Genomic DNA, 18,429 nt, shown 5'->3' on the forward strand with positions numbered 1-18,429 from the left:
AAATCCATAAAGATCCATATAATATGTTTTTTACAAAAAAATGATAAGAAGCTGACGCATGTTGAAAATGGTCCGGCAAACGCGTAATCCATTCAAAAGCGCTAGACACCTTTGGCGATGTCTAGCGCTTTTGATGAACGAAAAAGAACCGCTCCCGACCATATTTCGGCAGATGGGAAAATTACCCCTCAATAAGGACGTCCGGTCTTATTTTCTTTATTTGTTTTAAAAATAACGATTTGTCTTTAGGAGAAATTAAGATAAACTTCGACTTCCCAGACTTTCCATATGTAATTTGCAAGCGGTCAAGTGATAAAGCCGGTGCTGACAGGGGGATTTTTAGACTCGGTGATCGCTTCAATTTCTTCAAGAGGAATTGTCCAACTAAAAATTCCTCCTCTTACTTTTAACATTCTTCAGTCGAGAAGTCTCCCACTTCTAAATCTTGCGAAGCTTGATGAAAGTGGGAGATGAATCGACTTCGGACAAGGACAGGCTTTTGCCTGTTCAATTGTCTGACCCTGTGGTAAAATAAACCTATGTCGTTCTTTCATAACTGGATATAGGAGGTTGCATGGAGAAAATAAAATGCGAAAACCAAGCGGATCCTTCCATGCGTAAAATATCCAAGGTACAAAAGAACTCCGAATTGTCGGACATCTAGGGTTGGAACGACCCGAAGTCACGCTCAGGGAGACGAAAGGCGGCTTTCGTCGTGGAACTGAGAAGCTCCCACTTCAAGCTTTAGCTAAGTGGTGAGTAGTTCACGACTTGGTCAGTTAAAATGTAAAATGTATGAAACCATCCTGAAAGCAAAAATAACGTAAACAAACTGCAAATGACGGTTAATAAAATTTTGTCAGTAACAGCTAGATCCTCCGCTATAGTACCTAACTCTAAGTGGACAGCTGTTGGCAACGCAATACTTCCAACGATTAATAGCCATATGTCACGATGGAACTAATGGGTCCTTTTTTCGAGTAAAAGACCAACTTAACCCTCCTTTCATTTTTATCTTTATATGTTATATTTTACAATACAGAGCAAGATGACTCCATATTTCTCCTCCTGAATCAGTCAGATGCGTCATCTCGGCAAATCGGTGACAATGATCGAAGCATCGGCTTTCAGAATCTGAATGGCAGGACATTCCCATTAAAAAATCCGATTTAATTAAAAACGCGAACAGCGTGATCACTGTTCGCGTTTGTTGGCATTAGCTCGCTTTTAAATTTGAAGTGTTTTTATTTTTTTCTTTCAGTTTCCAATAGATCGGCAAACCAATTAACGTAATACCAATCGAGAAAAGCGTGTCGGCAGGAGCATTCATCAGCGTACTGATAATAATGTATGCCGTACCCCCAATCGCCACAAGCGGCGTAATCGGATAGAACGGAACTTTATATAAATGCGATTCATTTTTATCTTTTTTGCGAAGCAAGAAAACCGCATTAAAAGACAATCCATAAAATAGCAAGACAGCGAAAATCGCCATATCCGTCAGCCTGTCAGGATTCCAAAAGATCATCATCACGATCGCGATCACAGCTTGTGCAACAGTGGACCCTACCGGCGTATTAAATTTAGGGTGAATGCCGGAAAGGAATTTCGATCCTGGAAGAAGCCCTCTTACTGCCATAGCGTAAGGAATTCGCGGGAATGTGAGAATTTTTCCATTTAAGCATCCAAAAATCGAGATTAAAATACCGATCGCTAAAATTTTTCCGCCGATTTCGCCAAACAATAATGTTGCTGCTGTTGATGCCGCATTTGGTCCTAACTCAACAATCTGATCAGCAGGAAGCACATGCAGCATAGCAATATTAACCGATAAATAAGCAATAATAACAACTAAAAGTCCAGAAATGATGGCTCTTGGAAGATCTTTTGCAGGGTTTTTCATTTCTCCCGCCATAAATCCAACATTCATCCAACCATCGTAGGCCCAGAGCGTGGCTAAAATAGCAGCCCCCATACTTAAATTTTGAATATTTCCACTTTCTACATTAAAAACAGCGGCATCGCCTTTAAACATTCCAAATACGGCAATCAAGATAATCGGAATCAGCTTTCCGATTGTGGAAGCCGTTTGAATAAATCCGCCAAACTTTGTTCCCAATAAATTCAAACCTGCAAGTAAAATCGTCGTTACAATTCCGATGATCAGGCTGCTTCCTTTTGGAAAATGAAAAAAGTCAGCCATTAATGTACCGAAATATAGAGCAAGAGCACCAATAACAGCCGGTCCATAGACAATTGTTTGCACCCAGCCGCACAAAAACCCCCATGTTTTCCCATAAACTTCTTCAATATAAGCGTATAATCCGCCGGTTTTAGGAATCTTCACACTGACTTCAGCAATGGTTAGGCCGCTTGCCAATGTAATAATGCCGCCGATAATCCACGCCAAAAGCGCCATATTGGAATTACCGGTCGCAGACAGGACGACCCCCGGCTTCATAAAGATTCCGGAACCTATTACAGTTCCAATCACTAAAGACGTAGAAACAAAAAAACCGATGTTGCGCTTTAATTTCATTTCCTTTTCCATTTCTCCTGTCCCCCTCAGAAGTACAAATGTATAATTATATAGTTGCAAGGATTATATCATACCAAACAGCGCAAAATAATTTTTCCGAATTATTTTATTATTATTTTTTCAATACTTCTCATTCGTATCTTATCTAAAATCCTTTGTATAATAAGCTTTTATCAAACAGACAAAAAAATAATACTATATAAAATTTTATTTTTTATTATATTCTAAAAATTAATGATATTTCGTTTGTCTTTTGTTCTACGCAAAACCAAAAAGCCTTTTAAGAGCTTCGAAGTTGGAGGTAAAGCTCATGCTCAACCATCTGAAGCATGAAAGACCGAAAACGCTGGACAGACAAGTGAAGATGTGATGTACAGAGGAGCGGGTGAGGATCGTGACGCGGGATGAAAGCTTTTTAGGATTTTTATGCACAATTTATTAGCGGCTGGCTGAGACTCGTTTTTATTCCTATACTGAATGCTGGGGATAGAACACAAAATGATTATCGGTATCATCGCTTACGTCAGCCCATAAGCAATCTAAAACTCCTCCTCTGCAAATTTTCTTCACAAATCATGACGTCTACTGTAAAATATCATAAATATAATTAAACATATAAGAAATACTGGAATTAGGAGACCAAAAACCCCTTCCTCCGTTCCTCGTCCATTCGTACGTGTAAATCAATGGTTTATCGTTTTTTCGGTTCTCTTCACTTCGATGACCTATCAAGAATGGTCGCTGCTATTTCCATTGATCTCCAGCCTTTTAGGATTATTCTTTCATTTCCATCTCGTGATGAGAGCAGCAAAGTTCTTTTTACGAAAGGAACCAAGCGAATACATTCCTGAGGATGATGCACAGCAGTCATTCAATCAAATCATTGCGGTCATTTGCTTATCGATCGGTTATGTGTCATTTTTAGCAGGATGGACAAAGATCGCTTACGTATTTACGCTCCTAGTGGCTCTGGCAGCCTTTGCGGCCATTCTTGGTTTTTGCATTGGCTGCTTTATCGTAAAAAAGATCCAAGCAAAGCTAGATTGTCTAAATAAAGGGGAATCATACATCAATATCCATGTAAAAGAGGTTTTGGCTTATATCATCAGAAACGTTCATCATACTTGGGAGCTTTTAGTATTTGAACGTCAAAATATTCCTGCGGCAGGGATTCAAATACTTGGAGGAACATTTGAATCTTGTGACCGTGATTGATCTAGTGCTGTATTACGAGAAATGAAAGAGGAAGCGGGTATAGATAAAGCAACCTGAATTACAGAGATTTTATGCGAGATATATTACCATAAGAGTGAACTACTCACCACTTAGCTAAAGCTTGAAGTGGGAGCTTCTCAGTTCCACGACGAAAGCCGCCTTTCGTCTCCCTGAGCGTGACTTCGGGTCGTTCCAACCCTAGATGTCCGACAATTCGGAGTTCTTTTGTACCTTGGATATTTTACGCATGGAAGGATCAGCTTGGTTTTCGCATTTTATTTTCTCCATGCAACCTCCTATATCCAGTTATGAAAGAACGACATAGGTTTATTTTACCACAGGGTCACATACTGTCCAGTCATCAGGAGAAGACAAAGGGTTACAGTTCAATTATTATTTGGAAAGAACTTAATTCGGTATCATACTTAGCAGGTGATCAGCACATAGCTATTAGACATGTTATAGATTTCTTAGAAAACAGCCATCCTTTATGAAAGTACGCCGGCTGTAAAATTAATTGTAACCCGCTTTTAGCGAATTGGTCTGGAGATGGTGAAACCTATCGAGATTTAAAGCGGAATCCGCCAAATACGGTGAGCACTCGTTGTCGCCACTCTCCTTTATGAAAGCCGATCGCGGACAAAAGTTTGTTTTGTGCTCGCTCAACAGTGCGTCAGGCATGTGAACGGTTGGAAGCAGCTTGCCGACACCAATGCCATTGGCGGTAAAAAGAGAATGGGCAGCCGGTGGCAATCCGTCTGCTTAACACACCTTTCATTTTTCATAAATCACCATTCCATCGCGTTCGATTTGCCGCTCGATTTCTTGGTTCAATGAATCACAAGACAGCACGTCGCACGAATATATGCCAACAATGTCGTCAATATCACTGATCACTTTCCACTTTTGCTTTCCCGTATAATCAATGCACAGATCGATATCGGAATGATGCCGCGCCGTATTTTTTGCGCGCGAGCCAAATAAAATATCTCTTTCTCGCTTTGAAAATACGCGATCAGACGCTCAAAAACATTTTTGTTAATTCCATGCGTCACGATCGATCACTTCTTCTTTAATGTTTTGCAACAATGCTTCGATTTGCTGAACGTACTCATCAACAATTTTTTGTTTGATCTGTTCATCATCCTCTTCATTATATACATGAGCCGTTACATTGCGCGAACTTAATATATCGTTCCATATATCGATATTTCAATCCAGCCTTCCTTGAAAGCTTGCCGATAGCACGCTCTTGGGCTGTGTAACTCCAAACCGGACGCCTTGAAAATCTTCGATAACAGCTTCCAAAGCTGATCTTCGAGAATTTCATATTTTTTACGATTGAATCTCGATATACTTCTTTCATTCATTCATCTTCCGCTGCCACTTGTTGGGAAGCGGAAATGACGTTCTTTAAATGCAGCAATAAGCGAAACGCATATTGATATGATAGAACGATCCTTGTCAAATAAGTCGCTCATCAAGGACCTCCTTTTATAGCATTATATTTCACCCGTGGTGCTAGTTGAGTTTTAACACTCAACTAGCATCACGAGTACTCGATCCTCATTTAACAGACTTTACCGAGTTCACAAAAACCATTGTTTTGAGCAAATAGGGGGGCTAACACGCATTGTCTGCACCCCCTTCCATACATTTCCTTAAAAACAAAATGATAGCATATTACAAATTTTTGAGACATGTACGATGTTCTTCGAGAGCAAAGGGGCGCACAGGCGACGAGAGAGAGCTCTTTATGATTATGATTTTTGCAAGCATGTTACTTCAACAGAACGAGCTTCCAACAACTCGGTGATGTCTTGCCTTTCTTGGTCATTCACGATCGTAACACGATGCATCAATTTTTTCCCTTCCCTATCGTACAGCCACATCGCATAAGTGGTTTCATTCGTCTCTAACAAACCATAATAACGATGAAAAATATCGATAGGTTCAAATGAAACTTGTTTAATTCCATCCCAACGGTACAGCTTATCTCCACAAATTCCATTCTCACAAATCTCAAAAGAATCAAATAAGTTCAAATAAATAAAAGGCATCAATGCCCAATATAAAAATGGGAAAACGGAGGAAACATTTCCCATATGAAAGATGAGCATCATCACGACCAAAGGAAGAACGATTCCTAACATAAAAAATAGGCCCTTCATATTTTTTTGAGCAAAACTTAAAGTTCTGATGCGATACCGATTTCTTGAAGCGGTATCTTCCATCGTAGGCAAGAGAACCTTTCCTTTTTTTCGCTCGGTTTCTACAAAGCGAATCAAAAGGTTTAAAAAAATCACAATATATAGCGTACAAAACAACGCAACGATGATCTCCGGAACCACATTCTCCCCTCCTTATTTTGTTTTAATTCCGTATAGTTAAGATAAAAACGAGTTCGTTCTTGAGGTGAGTGACACAGGATTAGACGGGTTTCAATCCCTCATAGTTAAGATAAAAACGGTTTTAGTGTTGTGTCCTTTAGCAGATAGTTATTTTTGTTTCAATCCCTCATAGTTAAGATAAAAACTGGTCAAATGGCATTCTATTCACCTCTCTTAAACTGGGTTTCAATCCCTCATAGTTAAGATAAAAACAGAAATTCGAAATTTGAAGCAGAGAAAGACAGAAATGTTTCAATCCCTCATAGTTAAGATAAAAACCTAACAGTGTTGATTTATCCGCTAGAATCACAACATCGTTTCAATCCCTCATAGTTAAGATAAAAACACCATCCGTTGCGAATAAAGCACCTAGGAAGGCGGGTTTCAATCCCTCATAGTTAAGATAAAAACCAGGCGGCGGCAAATCCTCCGTACTTCGCGTCATTTGTTTCAATCCCTCATAGTTAAGATAAAAACCCCAAAAAATCGTTGTTACATAAGTATTTGGTTTAAAATAGTTACTAGGTTATTTTTATTTTAGCTCAAGGGCTAGGTGTTTTCAATCCTTTGATGGGCATGGTCGCTGGTGATGGGGGAGTGTCGTCGATCCCCCGGGATTTTTGCACGATTGGAGGTCGACGACATTAATTTCTCTCCTTAAGCCGATTTTCTTAGTAAATAGTTATTACTAGTTCCCCTCGCCCGCTTTCCACACTTTTCAACCGCTTTTCCATCCTATTTAATCGCTTTCCGATTTTCGAATTTCCTTCCTGAAAATGGAGTTTGTGAAAACACGATTTCGAGCAAATACTAGATAATGGTTAATAATCGGTGGAGAGTTTACAAACCATTTATAATCATTCTTTCACTATCAACCATGCTACACAACCGCTTTCTCCCCATCATTCCTCCCTCCCCTGTTTCTTGTAATATCGTTTACATAAACCAATTATATTAGTAGTTTTCTAAATGATACGTTTTTGAACATAAAATGAATTTTGTGCATTTTGTTCATAAAAACAAAGGATATCCTGATCATGAGCCACGGAAGTTACATCCTCATTATATACTAATATATACCTCTCTAACAAAATATTTACAATCTATTGATGTACGATTAATGAAAGCTTCCTATAATAATGATAAATCCCATATTAGGGGGAGAGAAGCGTGAGTGTTGTGCTAAGTCAAAAGATGGTGAGCATTGTGCTTGTCGGCTCGCTGGCCGTAGAATCGGTTGCAGTTGCAGCACGTGACGAGGAAAAAAAGCAAGAAAAGGCTCTGTCAAAAACGTCATCATGGTGGTAATGGAAACAAAACGGCCAAATTGCCAGCCAACCAAAACATGATGACGATCAGCAACAAAACGTACGAGCTCCAAGGACTGAACATCTATATGGCCGAGCGCTTCTGGGTGACAAAGAAAGCCGTTTCCCTCTTCCCAAAAGCGAGATAAACAAAAACGGAGCGAATAGCGCTGGGAGCTAGACAGCCCCTTAATTTCTTTATGAAAGGATAAGATATAAATTCTGCAAAAAAGTCCAGACGCTGAGTCTGAACTTTTTTTGAGATATGGTAGAACGTTAAGCGGGACCTCTCTACGGGCTCTTGCGGTTAGAGAGCCGAGAAAACGTTCTATATTCACGATTTTTCCATTTTTCGTTTTGGCTCCGTCACTCTACCAATAAAAGCGGATTGATAAATGTTTCTAATATCTTCTTCCAGCAGAGGCAAAGGACTTCGCGCTAATAGTCTTTTTTGCTGAACAGCATCTTGAGTTAAGCTTTCCAACGCTGTTTCATGTATATGAAAACCGCCCAGCGTATTCGGAATGCCTACCTCTTTCACTAGTCTCTCAAGCTCTTCCACACAGCGATAAGAAGCTTCCTCCTCAGAGAGATAAGCGGAATTCCCTCCTAAAGCATTCAAAATATCGGCCATTCGTTTTGTGCAGCTTTGGCGAATGTATCCCATTACATACGGCAATAACACAGCGTTGGATTCTCCATGCGAAATATGAAATTGTCCGCCTAAAGGATAGGCAAGGGCATGGACACCGGCCACCCCCGCATGAAAGAAAGCGAGTCCTGCTAAATAGCTGCCATTGCTCATGTCGATCCGAGCTTGTTTATCGTTTCCGTCTGCGACCGCTTTTCGCAAAGACCGCCCAATCAATCGTATCGCTTGAAGAGCCAAGCCATCTGTTGTTGGACTGGCATGGACAGACACATAAGCCTCCACTGCATGGGTCAATGCATCAATACCGGTAGCTGCTGTGACGCGAGGAGGCACAGTAACGGTCAATGCTGGATCGACAATAGCTACATCCGCTAAAAGATAATCATGCGTCACTACATCTTTCGTCGTTTCCAAAGAAAGAACGGAAATATTGGTCACCTCCGAACCGGTTCCTGAGGTAGTCGGAATCAAAATTTTCGGCAACCCTTTTTGCTGGACGGTTTTGGTGCCGGTCAAGTTTAAATAATCAGCAACAGTCCCCTCGTGTACAGCCAAAACAGCCGCTAATTTTGCTAAATCTAATGAGCTTCCCCCGCCGATTCCGATCACCATATCAAACTTGTCTTGGCGCGTCATAGAAACGAGCTTCTCTCCTACTTCTAACGGCGGCTCTGGAACGACATCTGTGTATCGCTCCACCTCGTATCCTTGTTGGATCAAAGGAGCTGTTACTCGTTGAATGAAGCCGATTTTCTCAAGTGCAGGATCTGTGACGACAAGAATCCTCTTCGGCGAAAAACGCCTGACCTCCGGAAGCAATTGCTCCAACGCTCCCCATCCGACATAACTAAGGGATGCAAAAGCCAGCCTAGCAACACTCATGATCTTCTTCCCCTTCTTTATTCGTAGAATCCCTCAGTGGATTTACGAAATTGTTTAAATTGCTCAGAGTCATGTCCAAACCAAACTTGTGAATGGGTTTCCTTCGCTATTCGCCGGATTTTTTCGACGGTATTCATATAACCGAGAGAATCGTAAATAATGCCAGGCGGCTTAATCGGCGGACCATAACTTTCCGTCGTATAAACAGCATCAGAAGCAAGAATAATGCCGCCTGTTTCCGGCAATTCTACATGCAACCCAAGCATCCCCCATGCATGTCCGCTCCCAAAATTAAGCACCCTGATCCCTTCCGCCAGTAAAAGATGATCTTCATGCCGCTTTATGGTGCGCCATTGCAGATGATTTTTAATCCAAGCATCAATATCGGCCCAAATGTATGCCCCTTCTTTCTGATTGCGCGCATAACATTGGAGTGTACCATTTAGCTCATCCTCATGCACAATAATCGTCGCGTTCGTAAACATTTCTAAACATCCGGCATGATCAAGATGAAGATGTGAGGCAACTACAAACTTAATATCTTCCGGCCTCACTTTTAATTGCTCTAGCCGATTGTGAAGATGGCACTCTTCGCTCGCCGTCCATGGAAACATTTGCTGCGTCGATTCCGCCCAACGCCCTTGAGGTCCCATTGAAGTGGGATTGCAAGCGGTATCAAAAAGAATTTTGCCTTCTGGATGATCGATTAACACCGTATAAATGGGAAATTCCACAAATTCTGTTGGCGCGTGAGGATTGTGAATCGTCGCTGGATTATGCATGGCGATCATCCAGTTTTTATCCATTCTCATCCTTCCGTTATCCATCACATACAATTTAGGATGCGCTTTCACCATATTCGCCATCAAAATTCCCCCTTCATCTTTTTGATTCTCTCGAACTAAACGAGCGATTTTTCAAACCAGCGCTTACTTTCTATGGAAAGAGGCACCGTTCATAGCACTTGCTTCCCTCCTCTCTTCCTCATTTTTATTACAAGCAAATATCGTGCCAATGCTAGAAAAGATAGCGACAAGGCAAACGGGTGGAAATAGGAATAAGGAAAAGGTGAAAAAAATCACCAACAAAAAGGAGAAGCTTAAATATGAGCCGAATAAAGGAATTGTGATATTTTTCACCACATGGTGAATTCATTCACCATCTATAAAAATATGGAGGGCTTATATGAAACAAAAAATCATAGATTCTCATATATGGGAAAGCATTTTTTCGTCTATCCATAACGGGGTCATTGTTGTTGATCGCCACAAGAAAATTTTGCTTATCAACTCCTCTGCGAAAAAACTTCTCCAGATCGAAAACCAACATTGGGAAGGGAAGGATATTCGGGAGCTCATCCCAACCACACAGCTTCCCTATGTGCTAGAGAGCGAAACAAGCTCAATTGGAGTAAAAATGAACATAGCGGGCCGCCAATGCCTTGTCAATCGAACTCCTGTGTACCAAAACGGCGAATTGGCCGGAGCCATCAGCGTCCTCCAAGATATATCCGAAATAGAGCACTACCATTCTCTTTTTAAGCAAATGGAAACCATTATTGAATTTTCAACAGATGGAATCTATGTGGTGGATAAGGAAGGAAGAACTTTAATGGTCAACTCCGCCTATGAGGAAATCACAGGCTTCCGTAGAGAAGAACTGATAGGCAATCATATGGAGGACCTTGTTAAGAAAGGATATTTTGATCAGTCTGTCTCTCTTCTTGTGTTAAGAGAGAAAAAGCGCATCTCGATTTTGCAAAAAATAGGCGGAAAAAAGGATGTCATCGTCACGGGAAATCCTGTATTTGATCAACAAGGCGAGATCGAGATGGTGGTAACAAGCGTCAGAGACATCTCCCATCTTATTCAAATGAAAGCCGAATTGGAAAAAGCCAAAAGCTTTTTTAAAATGGGGCATCATCGGTATACGTTCTCGATCGATGGTTCAGAAGAAAAAATGGTGTTTCTAAGCGATTCTATGAAGGGAATTTTCGAAAAAGTAAAACAGGTCGCCCCCTATCCTACGAGCGTTCTGTTAACGGGCCCATCTGGTGTCGGAAAGGAAGTAATCGCCAATCTTATCCATCATTTAAGCGATCGGAAAGACAAACCGTTTATCAAGATAAACTGCGGGGCGATTCCGGAGCCGCTGCTAGAATCAGAACTATTTGGCTATGAGAAAGGAGCATTTACAGGAGCACGAAAAGAAGGAAAAATCGGTTTATTAGAATTAGCAGACCAAGGAACCATTATGCTTGATGAAATAGGCGAAATGCCATTATCTTTGCAGGTAAAGCTGCTTCGCGTTTTGCAAGAAAAACAAATTCAAAGAATCGGCAGCCATCAAGTGAAAAACCTAGATATTCGAATTATTTCGGCCACCAATCAAGATGTAAGGAAGCTAATTTCCCAAGGAACATTTCGCGAAGATTTATACTATCGGCTGCAAGTCGTCGAAATTCATATTCCGCCATTGGCTGAGCGCCCAGAAGATATCGAGCCGCTCTTGGATCATTTTTTCTCTTTCTATTGCAAGCTATATCGCATAAACAAATCCTTATCCCCTGATACAAAAAGCATTTTAAAGCATTATCATTGGCCGGGGAATGTGAGAGAATTAAAAAACTTGATCGAAAGCATGATCGTTTCCGTACCATCACAGTCAATCGAACCGCACGACCTGCCGCCGCATATTGATGAGCGACCACATACAGCGACTTCTCTCACACTGAAACAACGGGTCGAACAGTTTGAAAAACGAATCATTGGCGAAGCAATTCAAAAGCATCCCTCCATTCGAAAAGCGGCGGAACAATTAGGAGTGGATCATTCGACTCTTGTAAAAAAATTAAAAAAGTGGAATATGAACCTTTATCAATAAAAACTGTGCCAGGTGCCATGCTTAACATCAATAAAAAATAAGCTTTTATTTGAAAGTTTAATTGGTTCTTTTTATTTATGCTCCCACCTCTTTTTGGAAACATTTCCACCATGATAACCTATTAGCCAAAAGAAGGGGAGGGAGACAAAAATAAAAAGCCACCATTAAGACGACCTTAATAATCTCTATTTTTTCCTGTTGTATAGTAAACAACTGCAATATTGGAAAGTTGTGATCTTTGATTAAATATATTTTCAGCCAACCTTTTATCTACGGTTAAAAAACTTATACCGTATAAATTAGCAATGGAGGAATTAACGGCATCTACCGAACCTAATTCTTTATATAACGAAATTTGTTTAATAACACTTTCTTTATTTCCATCTAATATTGAAATAACTTCCTTTTCTATTAGCTCTTTAATACCATAGTAATGGTTTTTTCATATCTGAATTTGTAAAAATATTTTTTTCTCCGGAAAAATCAAGGTATTTTTTTAGAGGAGTAGATGCTAAATGTGTTATTTCATTTACTATAGTTGGATTAATGTATAAAAATAAATTTTTTTCATTATGTAATACATGCTTATCAAACAATCGCTTTACAGTTGAATGATAAGCATCATATTGATTATAAAAAGCGAGCCATACTCCTGTATCAATAAGAATATCTTCTCCTTCTGAAAACCCTTGAAATTCTGGATGATTAAAATCAATGATTCTCATACTTCCACCAATGGCGAACATCATTCATATCTATTTTTGAAGAAGCGCTGCCCATATGCTTCTTTAGTAATTCTTTTTTATTTTTGGTCAATCCTTTATTTTTAGATTTATCGATTTTTTTTATAGTAGTAGCATTCATTTTGTTTTCCTCCCCTCTACACATACATACACCTCCCTAGAGATGTATTGTATGCAAATTCTAATAAAATTATACCATATATTTCTTAATTTTCGAAGGTTTTTTGCTTTATAAACGAAGGGAGAAGTTAATCCCCATCAAACGCATTGCTACATTTTGGGGCATGTCTGTGGATCGAGCCTTTAAAAGTAGACATGTATAAATTTTGGGAAAATGTTTGTACAGAGAATAAAAAGGAGCGGATCAATCATGTTATTATTTTTACAAATACCCACATATGGAGAAAAGATCAGCATTAAACTAAAATTTAACACCTAAGCGCTGCGGCATATCAAAGGTATTCGTATAGGATATGTTGAAGGTACGGCAAACATTCGGAATGAGAGTTCTCCTTTTGGAATTGCGATCAGTCACGACTGTAAAATGATATGTTTTGGCGAACGCGATGAGCCAGCTATCCGCCACGCTTGCAAACTCGTTTTTTGCTGTATCAAGATTGGTCTTGCTGAACAGCCCACGTTACCATGTCTCAATATGTGTTAATAACCTTCGGCTTATCAGTCGGCTCGAACCATTCGGCAAAATGTTCATTAGCCCACTTGCTTCATTCGTCCTCTTTATGCAAACGATTCATTTCCTGTTTCACGCGGTCAATGCTAATGACATGGCCGTTTTCGGCGTGTTGAATCACGGCGTTCCAAAAGGAAGGAGCGATATCAAAAGAATAATACCTTGTATAAGCTTCAATAAAAACGTTTGTATCGATCACAAACTTATGGCTAGAGCTCATACAGATCTCCCCGCACCGACATATTCGGCAAAACGGCGGACAATGCGCATATTTGAGTGGCGTAAAAGTTGCTTTCGCCTTTCATTTTCATTTCTTCCACTTTCCTGTCGAAGCCGTTTAACATACGCCTCATAAAACGAAAAGAACTCTTCTTTTGTAATGAGGTTTAAGTCCAGCGTTCTGCGGGCGGCCCCCAATTTCAATGAGTTTAAAATAGCGGGCAATTTCGTACAATGTACCGGACACGCTTGAAGCACTTCGTCTTCAGGGGCAAGAAACTCCGCCGCGGCTTGATTGCACACACTTTCAATTTCAACATCAGCAGGTTGAAGATTGGCTAAATCGAACACAGCGCTCGCCCCATACCAAACATGGGCAAACTCGCGAGCCAATATAAACATTTGCGCGGCTTTCCCATCTCTTCCATTCATAAATATGTTTCATCCACGCATCCATAAAGGATGTGACTGAGGAAGCTGTATATGAAGCATTGGCGGAAAACTCGCCAAGGTCTGTAAACACAAACACATCCATCTTACTTATTTTTCTATCTTTCGTCTCTTTTTCGGAAGCTCGGTGCTTTCCGTATTGCACATCGACGAAATGAAAATGAAGATGGCAGACGCGGTTTTATCACAAAAAGAAAAGGAGTCTTATTGCCTTTAGCTTATTACAAGACTCCTGTGTTTGTAATTCTTCCAATCTTATACATTTTTCAAAACGTGTTGTTTTTTTAAGCTATACAAGTTCAGAGTGAAAAATCGACATCAATAAAGCGTTTAAGTTAGGGAAAAGAGCAGTTGCACTGTTTTATATATGCTGGAAATTCAAACTGTATTCATTATACACAGATTAAAAAAATACTGTTAGAAAACATATCAAAAAATGTTTTTTCGGCTTCTTCATAACAGCTACAATAATTCAGATATTAACATTCATATAGGTAGGAAGGTTCAAATTTTTATTTTGACTTTATGATTTATGTTGGAGGTGAAAAAGCTTTGATTTTGATAAAAAGCTTTTACTCATCAGTTAATCCTTTTTTACAACTCCAACTACTCGGCTTTCTGGTATGGTTGGATTATGCCGAACGATAAAAGCTTTGGAAAATCGATTTAAATATGTTTCTTCATGAGATTTAGGAGTAAGGATAATAAGTTTCCTTTTTAACTCCTGCGCATATAGATCGAATACTTTTATCTTACGGTTCTCGTCCAATGCGCTGTCAAATTCGTCTAAGACAATGAATCCTGGAGCAGTTCTTAAATTTTGTAATAACGCAAGGGCAAACAGAAGAGAACTGAGCGACTCTTCGCCACCTGATACACCTTTTCCGACTTTTCCACCACGTGCTTTTGTACTGACGTCTTCCATCGTGCCGCGATGACCTTCTTTTCTTGCTTTAATATACAAATTAAAGTGAGTTCGCTGCTTTCGATCTTCAAACGTCTGCCAGCTAATTTCACCTTCAAATTGAAATTGGCTCATGTATGACTTAAAACGTTGTTGCAGTTCAAGAACCCGCATATTAATAGTTGTTTCAAGTTTATCTCTCAATTGTTCAGTACGTTCAATATCTTGTTCGAGTAAAATTTTTGTCCGTTTATATTCGTCTTCTAAACGATCATATTCCTGCTTGGCTGTTTTATAATTTTCTGGCGCGGCAATATCAATATTTTCTTCGTTCCGCGCTTGGTTAAATATAACTTTTCCATTTTCACAATTTTGCTTTAACTGGTGAACAGATAAAACGTTTTCTGTTATTTCCATAGCGACAACTTCCTGATAAACAGCTGGAATTAAATTTTGTAAGTCATTTAACCCTTGAATGATTTGGACAAGTTCTTGTTTTATTGTTTCAATCCGGTCGCTATAATTATCTTTTTGCTTTGTGATTGAATGAATCTTTCGTTCATCAGCTTCAATCATGTCATCTAAATCTTGGATCGCTCGGTCAGTTTCTTTAATTTTATACCGTGTCTGTTCTAAATCATTTTCCAGTTCTGCAACCGTATTTTTATGTGTTTTTAAAAGTTTTTTTTGAAAAGCCAATTGACTCTTATGTTCATTTAATTCTTCATATTTTTCTTTCATTTTTCCAAGCTCTTCGTATATAGCCGCTTCTTCCTGCAATTTTTTCTTAAACTCATCTTGTTGGATTTGCAGACGTATTAACCCCTCTTTTTTCTTTTCTAATGCTTGTTTTTCTCTTTCTATTTTGTTTCGATTTTCTACTTCCTCTTGATATTTCTTTTTGCGCATGGTCCGCTCAAGCTCGTTCGTCATAAACGCCTCTGATTCGCGAATTTGCTGTATTATCCCGTTTAGCTGCTGAATCATTTTTGTACCATTTTCAATTTCATGATCTATTTGCAAAATTTGCTGATTCATTTTATCAATTTGCTGCTTTACCTCCTGCTTTCGGACGGCTATTGCCCTTGCGCTTAAAATAAACCGTTCTTTTTCTTGTGGACCGCGAATCCCCATTGGATCGACCAACATGCCATTTTTTATCGTAAACGTTCCGCCTTTAAAAAACTGCTCTACCCACCAAAGAGCCTTCATTGCATGCGGTATCTCTGCCTCAGAAAGCCCCTTTTTTATGCGCAAATGAAGATGCGGTAATTCCATAACAGGACGGTCGGGAATCACTTTCATAAGAGGAACATGGTACAAATCATTTGGCGGCTCAATATGTTTCTCATTAAAAAAGATTGTATATTTAATCGTATTAAAAATCTGTTCATCTTTTAATTTTGCACTTTCATCCAGTTCAATCAATTCACGAAGAGGATATGCTTTAATTTGTCGGGCACGGAAAAATTTCAACGACTCCATTTGCCGTGCGGACAAGTCACGATTTTCTTCAAGCAATCGAAGTTCATCTTGTAACTCTTGTAACGTGCGCGTCATCTTAAGCTTTTTATCTTTTCGATTTTCTACTTCTTTTTCCAATGAATCAATCTTTTCCTGCACGGAGTAGCTGCTCTTATATTCGCGCAATCTTTCGGCATGTTTCGCTTCTAATTTTTCATCTGTTTCGATTTGTTGGTTCAAGTCCGCAATGATCTGCACTTTTTCTTGCCAAGTGTTACTTAACTCTTCCAATTTTAATGAGGTATTTTCGAATTCGTTGTTTGTTTTGGTTTGTTCTTCCGTGAGTTGCCGTAACGCTGCTTTTACTTCCTCTTCGGAACGGGTAATTTGATTTTTCTTCAAAGTAATTTCTTCTAATTCGTTTTCAAGGTTTTCAATCCGTTCTTCAATCTTTTTAATAGATTGACTGATTTCTCGAGACTTCTCGTATTTTTCGTTCATTAGTAAATTCAGTTGTTCTTCGTTGCTCCTTAAAGCTGTTAAATACTCTTTTTTCTTCTCCTTTTCGCTTTTTTGAAAAGCTTGCTCCGCTTTTGCGTCTTCAATTTCTCCCATCATTTGCTGAACAAGCTCCTCGAGCGTTTCTTTCTCTTTTTTATAGTGAACCTCTAACTGTAAAAGGGATTCGATATACAGCTTAGCTCCATTATGCAACCGTTTTTGGTTATCTAAAAAGCGGTCTAATGCTGCTTTTTTCATTGCCACCTCTGCTTTCATCCCTTTTACGTTCCATTCAGCTACTCTCAATGTTTCTGCTGTTTCCTTCATTTTTTCCATGCTCTCTTCCCAGTCTTTCTGGATTTTGTCAATGCCGTGCATTTCACTGAAAATGCGAAAACGTTCCTCTGGATTCATCACAGCAAATTGATTGACTTCCTGTTGGTACCAAATGAGATAAAAGAGATCAGGATCAATTTTATATTTGTACTGTAAATCTTTTTTATAAGTGGAAAAATTATAATAACGATCACCGGATGTATATTTAATCGTTTCTTCCCACTTGTCGATTGCTTCGCCGGTTGAAATCGAAAATTCTTTTTTTATCGGCTGTCCCGGTTCTTGGACTATTTTTAATGAAAACTCAATAAACGTTGGAGCATCTATTTTCATTAAACCGTCATTCTTAAAAAGAAAGGAAATACGCGCTTTCCATGTTTGATCGGATGAGAGATTTCGGGATTTCAATCCTTCCATATCAACTTTGGACGAATATAACACAGCACCCATACAAAACGTAATCGTTGATTTTCCAGCACCATTCGGACCTGTTATAATGACGTGTTCGTCAATTCCCGATAAATCCAATAATGTCGGCGGATAGTCGCGAATTCCTGAAAAAGTAAGTCGCCACGGAATCATTCTCCTTCTCCCTTCTGGTAAAGGTTATACCGCTTGAAAAATTTCAAAACCTCTTCTTTGCTTAATTGGTTCGATTGACTAAATTCCGTTGCTCGACGCAGAAAAGAATCGGAAAACATATGAACACCAATAGCAGTAAGTTGATATGCCTTCTCTTGGGAATTCGTATCATATTCTTCAATCGCCCCAATCTTTTTAAGCGGATCGATATTGGCCAAAATACGTTGATTAGCTTTCGTTGTTTCATGTCCAAAAGCGTTCAGTAATTGGTCAAACAGCGTAAATTCATGCTGTAAAACTTCCTGGTGGTAAAACATGTACAAAAGAATCGCAAGACTTTCTTTCGTTAACGTATTTCGGGCTGCCCGAGCCGGTACTCTCATTAACGCGACTACTTGATCACGACGTTCATCATAAATCACTTTAAAATAACGGCTTACAGCTTGATTGACCCTCGTTAAAAATGAAAAAAATTTGTCATTATCCCCTTGGATATGAAGCAATTTTTCTACTTCTTTTCTGGAAAGGCCAAAGTTCCCCGAACGAATGGAGGCAGAAGACGAAAAAAGTATGTTCATGAATGCTAACTCCTCTTGCTCCGATAAAATCCCTTTCAACGATTGCATAGCATTTAATGGATTGACATTCACATCATCATTGTATTTGTTCAT

18 protein-coding genes, 1 pseudogene and 1 CRISPR repeat array are annotated in these 18,429 nt (G+C 39.3%); of the genes and pseudogenes, 3 read left to right on the top strand and 16 right to left on the bottom strand.

Annotated elements, in window-relative coordinates:
• Positions 1 to 181: 181 nt before the first annotated feature.
• The 4 genes from GGQ95_RS18790 to GGQ95_RS03750 all read right to left on the bottom strand — a co-directional run bounded on the left by GGQ95_RS18790 (position 182) and on the right by GGQ95_RS03750 (position 2,551).
• Positions 182 to 301 (bottom strand): PH domain-containing protein, encoded by a 120-nt coding sequence (locus GGQ95_RS18790; RefSeq protein ID WP_240371192.1) that lies wholly within the window; start codon positions 299 to 301, stop codon positions 182 to 184.
• A 4-nt stretch (positions 302 to 305) separates the two neighbouring features.
• Positions 306 to 413 (bottom strand): PH domain-containing protein, encoded by a 108-nt coding sequence (locus tag GGQ95_RS18795; RefSeq protein WP_244963588.1) that lies wholly within the window; start codon positions 411 to 413, stop codon positions 306 to 308.
• Positions 414 to 744: 331 nt separating this feature from the next.
• The gene (locus GGQ95_RS03745) at positions 745 to 918 is read right to left on the bottom strand and encodes a hypothetical protein (RefSeq protein WP_244963590.1); all 174 of its coding nucleotides are present in this window, start codon (positions 916 to 918) and stop codon (positions 745 to 747) included.
• A 298-nt stretch (positions 919 to 1,216) separates the two neighbouring features.
• Positions 1,217 to 2,551 carry an APC family permease gene (locus GGQ95_RS03750; RefSeq protein ID WP_080862452.1) on the bottom strand — a complete coding sequence of 445 codons (1,335 nt, stop codon included), beginning with the start codon at positions 2,549 to 2,551 and terminating at the stop codon, positions 1,217 to 1,219.
• 618 nt (positions 2,552 to 3,169) lie between these two features.
• Here GGQ95_RS03750 and GGQ95_RS18700 point away from each other — a divergent pair.
• Positions 3,170 to 3,754, top strand: a complete 585-nt coding sequence (locus tag GGQ95_RS18700; protein ID WP_080862451.1) for a DUF4395 domain-containing protein — start codon at positions 3,170 to 3,172, stop codon at positions 3,752 to 3,754.
• A 774-nt stretch (positions 3,755 to 4,528) separates the two neighbouring features.
• On the opposite strand, the pseudogene GGQ95_RS03760 reads toward GGQ95_RS18700, so the two are convergent.
• The 3 genes and pseudogenes from GGQ95_RS03760 to GGQ95_RS03770 form a co-directional block, all read right to left on the bottom strand.
• Positions 4,529 to 4,812: pseudogene (locus tag GGQ95_RS03760) on the bottom strand (nucleotidyltransferase domain-containing protein).
• The gene (locus GGQ95_RS18705; protein WP_311975603.1) at positions 4,793 to 4,963 is read right to left on the bottom strand and encodes a nucleotidyltransferase substrate binding protein; all 171 of its coding nucleotides are present in this window, start codon (positions 4,961 to 4,963) and stop codon (positions 4,793 to 4,795) included. The pseudogene GGQ95_RS03760 and the gene GGQ95_RS18705 overlap by 20 nt, the downstream one beginning before the upstream one ends.
• A gap of 551 nt (positions 4,964 to 5,514) precedes the next feature.
• Positions 5,515 to 6,105, bottom strand: a complete 591-nt coding sequence (locus tag GGQ95_RS03770; protein ID WP_183186378.1) for a hypothetical protein — start codon at positions 6,103 to 6,105, stop codon at positions 5,515 to 5,517.
• A gap of 19 nt (positions 6,106 to 6,124) precedes the next feature.
• A CRISPR array of direct repeats spans positions 6,125 to 6,621; the repeat unit is 30 nt; unit sequence GTTTCAATCCCTCATAGTTAAGATAAAAAC.
• A gap of 693 nt (positions 6,622 to 7,314) precedes the next feature.
• On the opposite strand from GGQ95_RS03770, the gene GGQ95_RS03775 reads away from it, so the two are divergent.
• Entirely contained in the window at positions 7,315 to 7,452 is a 138-nt protein-coding gene (locus GGQ95_RS03775) for a hypothetical protein (RefSeq protein ID WP_183186379.1), read from the top strand.
• Between the two features lie 333 nt (positions 7,453 to 7,785).
• On the opposite strand, the gene GGQ95_RS03780 is transcribed toward GGQ95_RS03775, so the two are convergent.
• The gene (locus GGQ95_RS03780) at positions 7,786 to 8,985 is read right to left on the bottom strand and encodes an iron-containing alcohol dehydrogenase (protein WP_183186380.1); all 1,200 of its coding nucleotides are present in this window, start codon (positions 8,983 to 8,985) and stop codon (positions 7,786 to 7,788) included.
• A gap of 17 nt (positions 8,986 to 9,002) precedes the next feature.
• Positions 9,003 to 9,851: an AhlS family quorum-quenching N-acyl homoserine lactonase gene (ahlS, locus tag GGQ95_RS03785; RefSeq protein WP_183186382.1), complete on the bottom strand. Its 849-nt coding sequence runs from the start codon at positions 9,849 to 9,851 to the stop codon at positions 9,003 to 9,005.
• 319 nt (positions 9,852 to 10,170) lie between these two features.
• Between ahlS and GGQ95_RS03790 the strand changes: the two genes are divergently transcribed.
• Entirely contained in the window at positions 10,171 to 11,868 is a 1,698-nt protein-coding gene (locus GGQ95_RS03790; RefSeq protein WP_183186383.1) for a sigma-54 interaction domain-containing protein, read from the top strand.
• 419 nt (positions 11,869 to 12,287) lie between these two features.
• On the opposite strand, the gene GGQ95_RS03795 is transcribed toward GGQ95_RS03790, so the two are convergent.
• The 7 genes from GGQ95_RS03795 to GGQ95_RS03820 form a co-directional block, all read right to left on the bottom strand.
• Positions 12,288 to 12,593: a hypothetical protein gene (locus tag GGQ95_RS03795; RefSeq protein WP_183186385.1), complete on the bottom strand. Its 306-nt coding sequence runs from the start codon at positions 12,591 to 12,593 to the stop codon at positions 12,288 to 12,290.
• Positions 12,580 to 12,732 (bottom strand): hypothetical protein, encoded by a 153-nt coding sequence (locus tag GGQ95_RS03800; protein ID WP_183186386.1) that lies wholly within the window; start codon positions 12,730 to 12,732, stop codon positions 12,580 to 12,582. The genes GGQ95_RS03795 and GGQ95_RS03800 overlap by 14 nt, the downstream gene beginning before the upstream one ends.
• 300 nt (positions 12,733 to 13,032) lie before the next feature.
• Complete coding sequence (locus tag GGQ95_RS18565; protein ID WP_312856938.1) at positions 13,033 to 13,197, bottom strand: DUF4411 family protein; 165 nt, start codon at positions 13,195 to 13,197, stop codon at positions 13,033 to 13,035.
• A 139-nt stretch (positions 13,198 to 13,336) separates the two neighbouring features.
• Positions 13,337 to 13,522 carry a DUF4411 family protein gene (locus GGQ95_RS18570; RefSeq protein WP_280528783.1) on the bottom strand — a complete coding sequence of 62 codons (186 nt, stop codon included), beginning with the start codon at positions 13,520 to 13,522 and terminating at the stop codon, positions 13,337 to 13,339.
• The gene (locus GGQ95_RS03810; protein WP_183186387.1) at positions 13,519 to 13,953 is read right to left on the bottom strand and encodes an ImmA/IrrE family metallo-endopeptidase; all 435 of its coding nucleotides are present in this window, start codon (positions 13,951 to 13,953) and stop codon (positions 13,519 to 13,521) included. Before GGQ95_RS03810 ends, GGQ95_RS18570 begins: the two co-directional genes overlap by 4 nt.
• A 601-nt stretch (positions 13,954 to 14,554) precedes the next feature.
• Positions 14,555 to 17,758: an AAA family ATPase gene (locus GGQ95_RS03815; RefSeq protein WP_183186388.1), complete on the bottom strand. Its 3,204-nt coding sequence runs from the start codon at positions 17,756 to 17,758 to the stop codon at positions 14,555 to 14,557.
• Positions 17,755 to 18,429: a hypothetical protein gene (locus GGQ95_RS03820; protein WP_111646432.1), complete on the bottom strand. Its 675-nt coding sequence runs from the start codon at positions 18,427 to 18,429 to the stop codon at positions 17,755 to 17,757. The genes GGQ95_RS03815 and GGQ95_RS03820 overlap by 4 nt, the downstream gene beginning before the upstream one ends.

The organism is Anoxybacteroides rupiense (assembly GCF_014196195.1).
Lineage (GTDB): Bacteria > Bacillota > Bacilli > Bacillales > Anoxybacillaceae > Anoxybacteroides > Anoxybacteroides rupiense.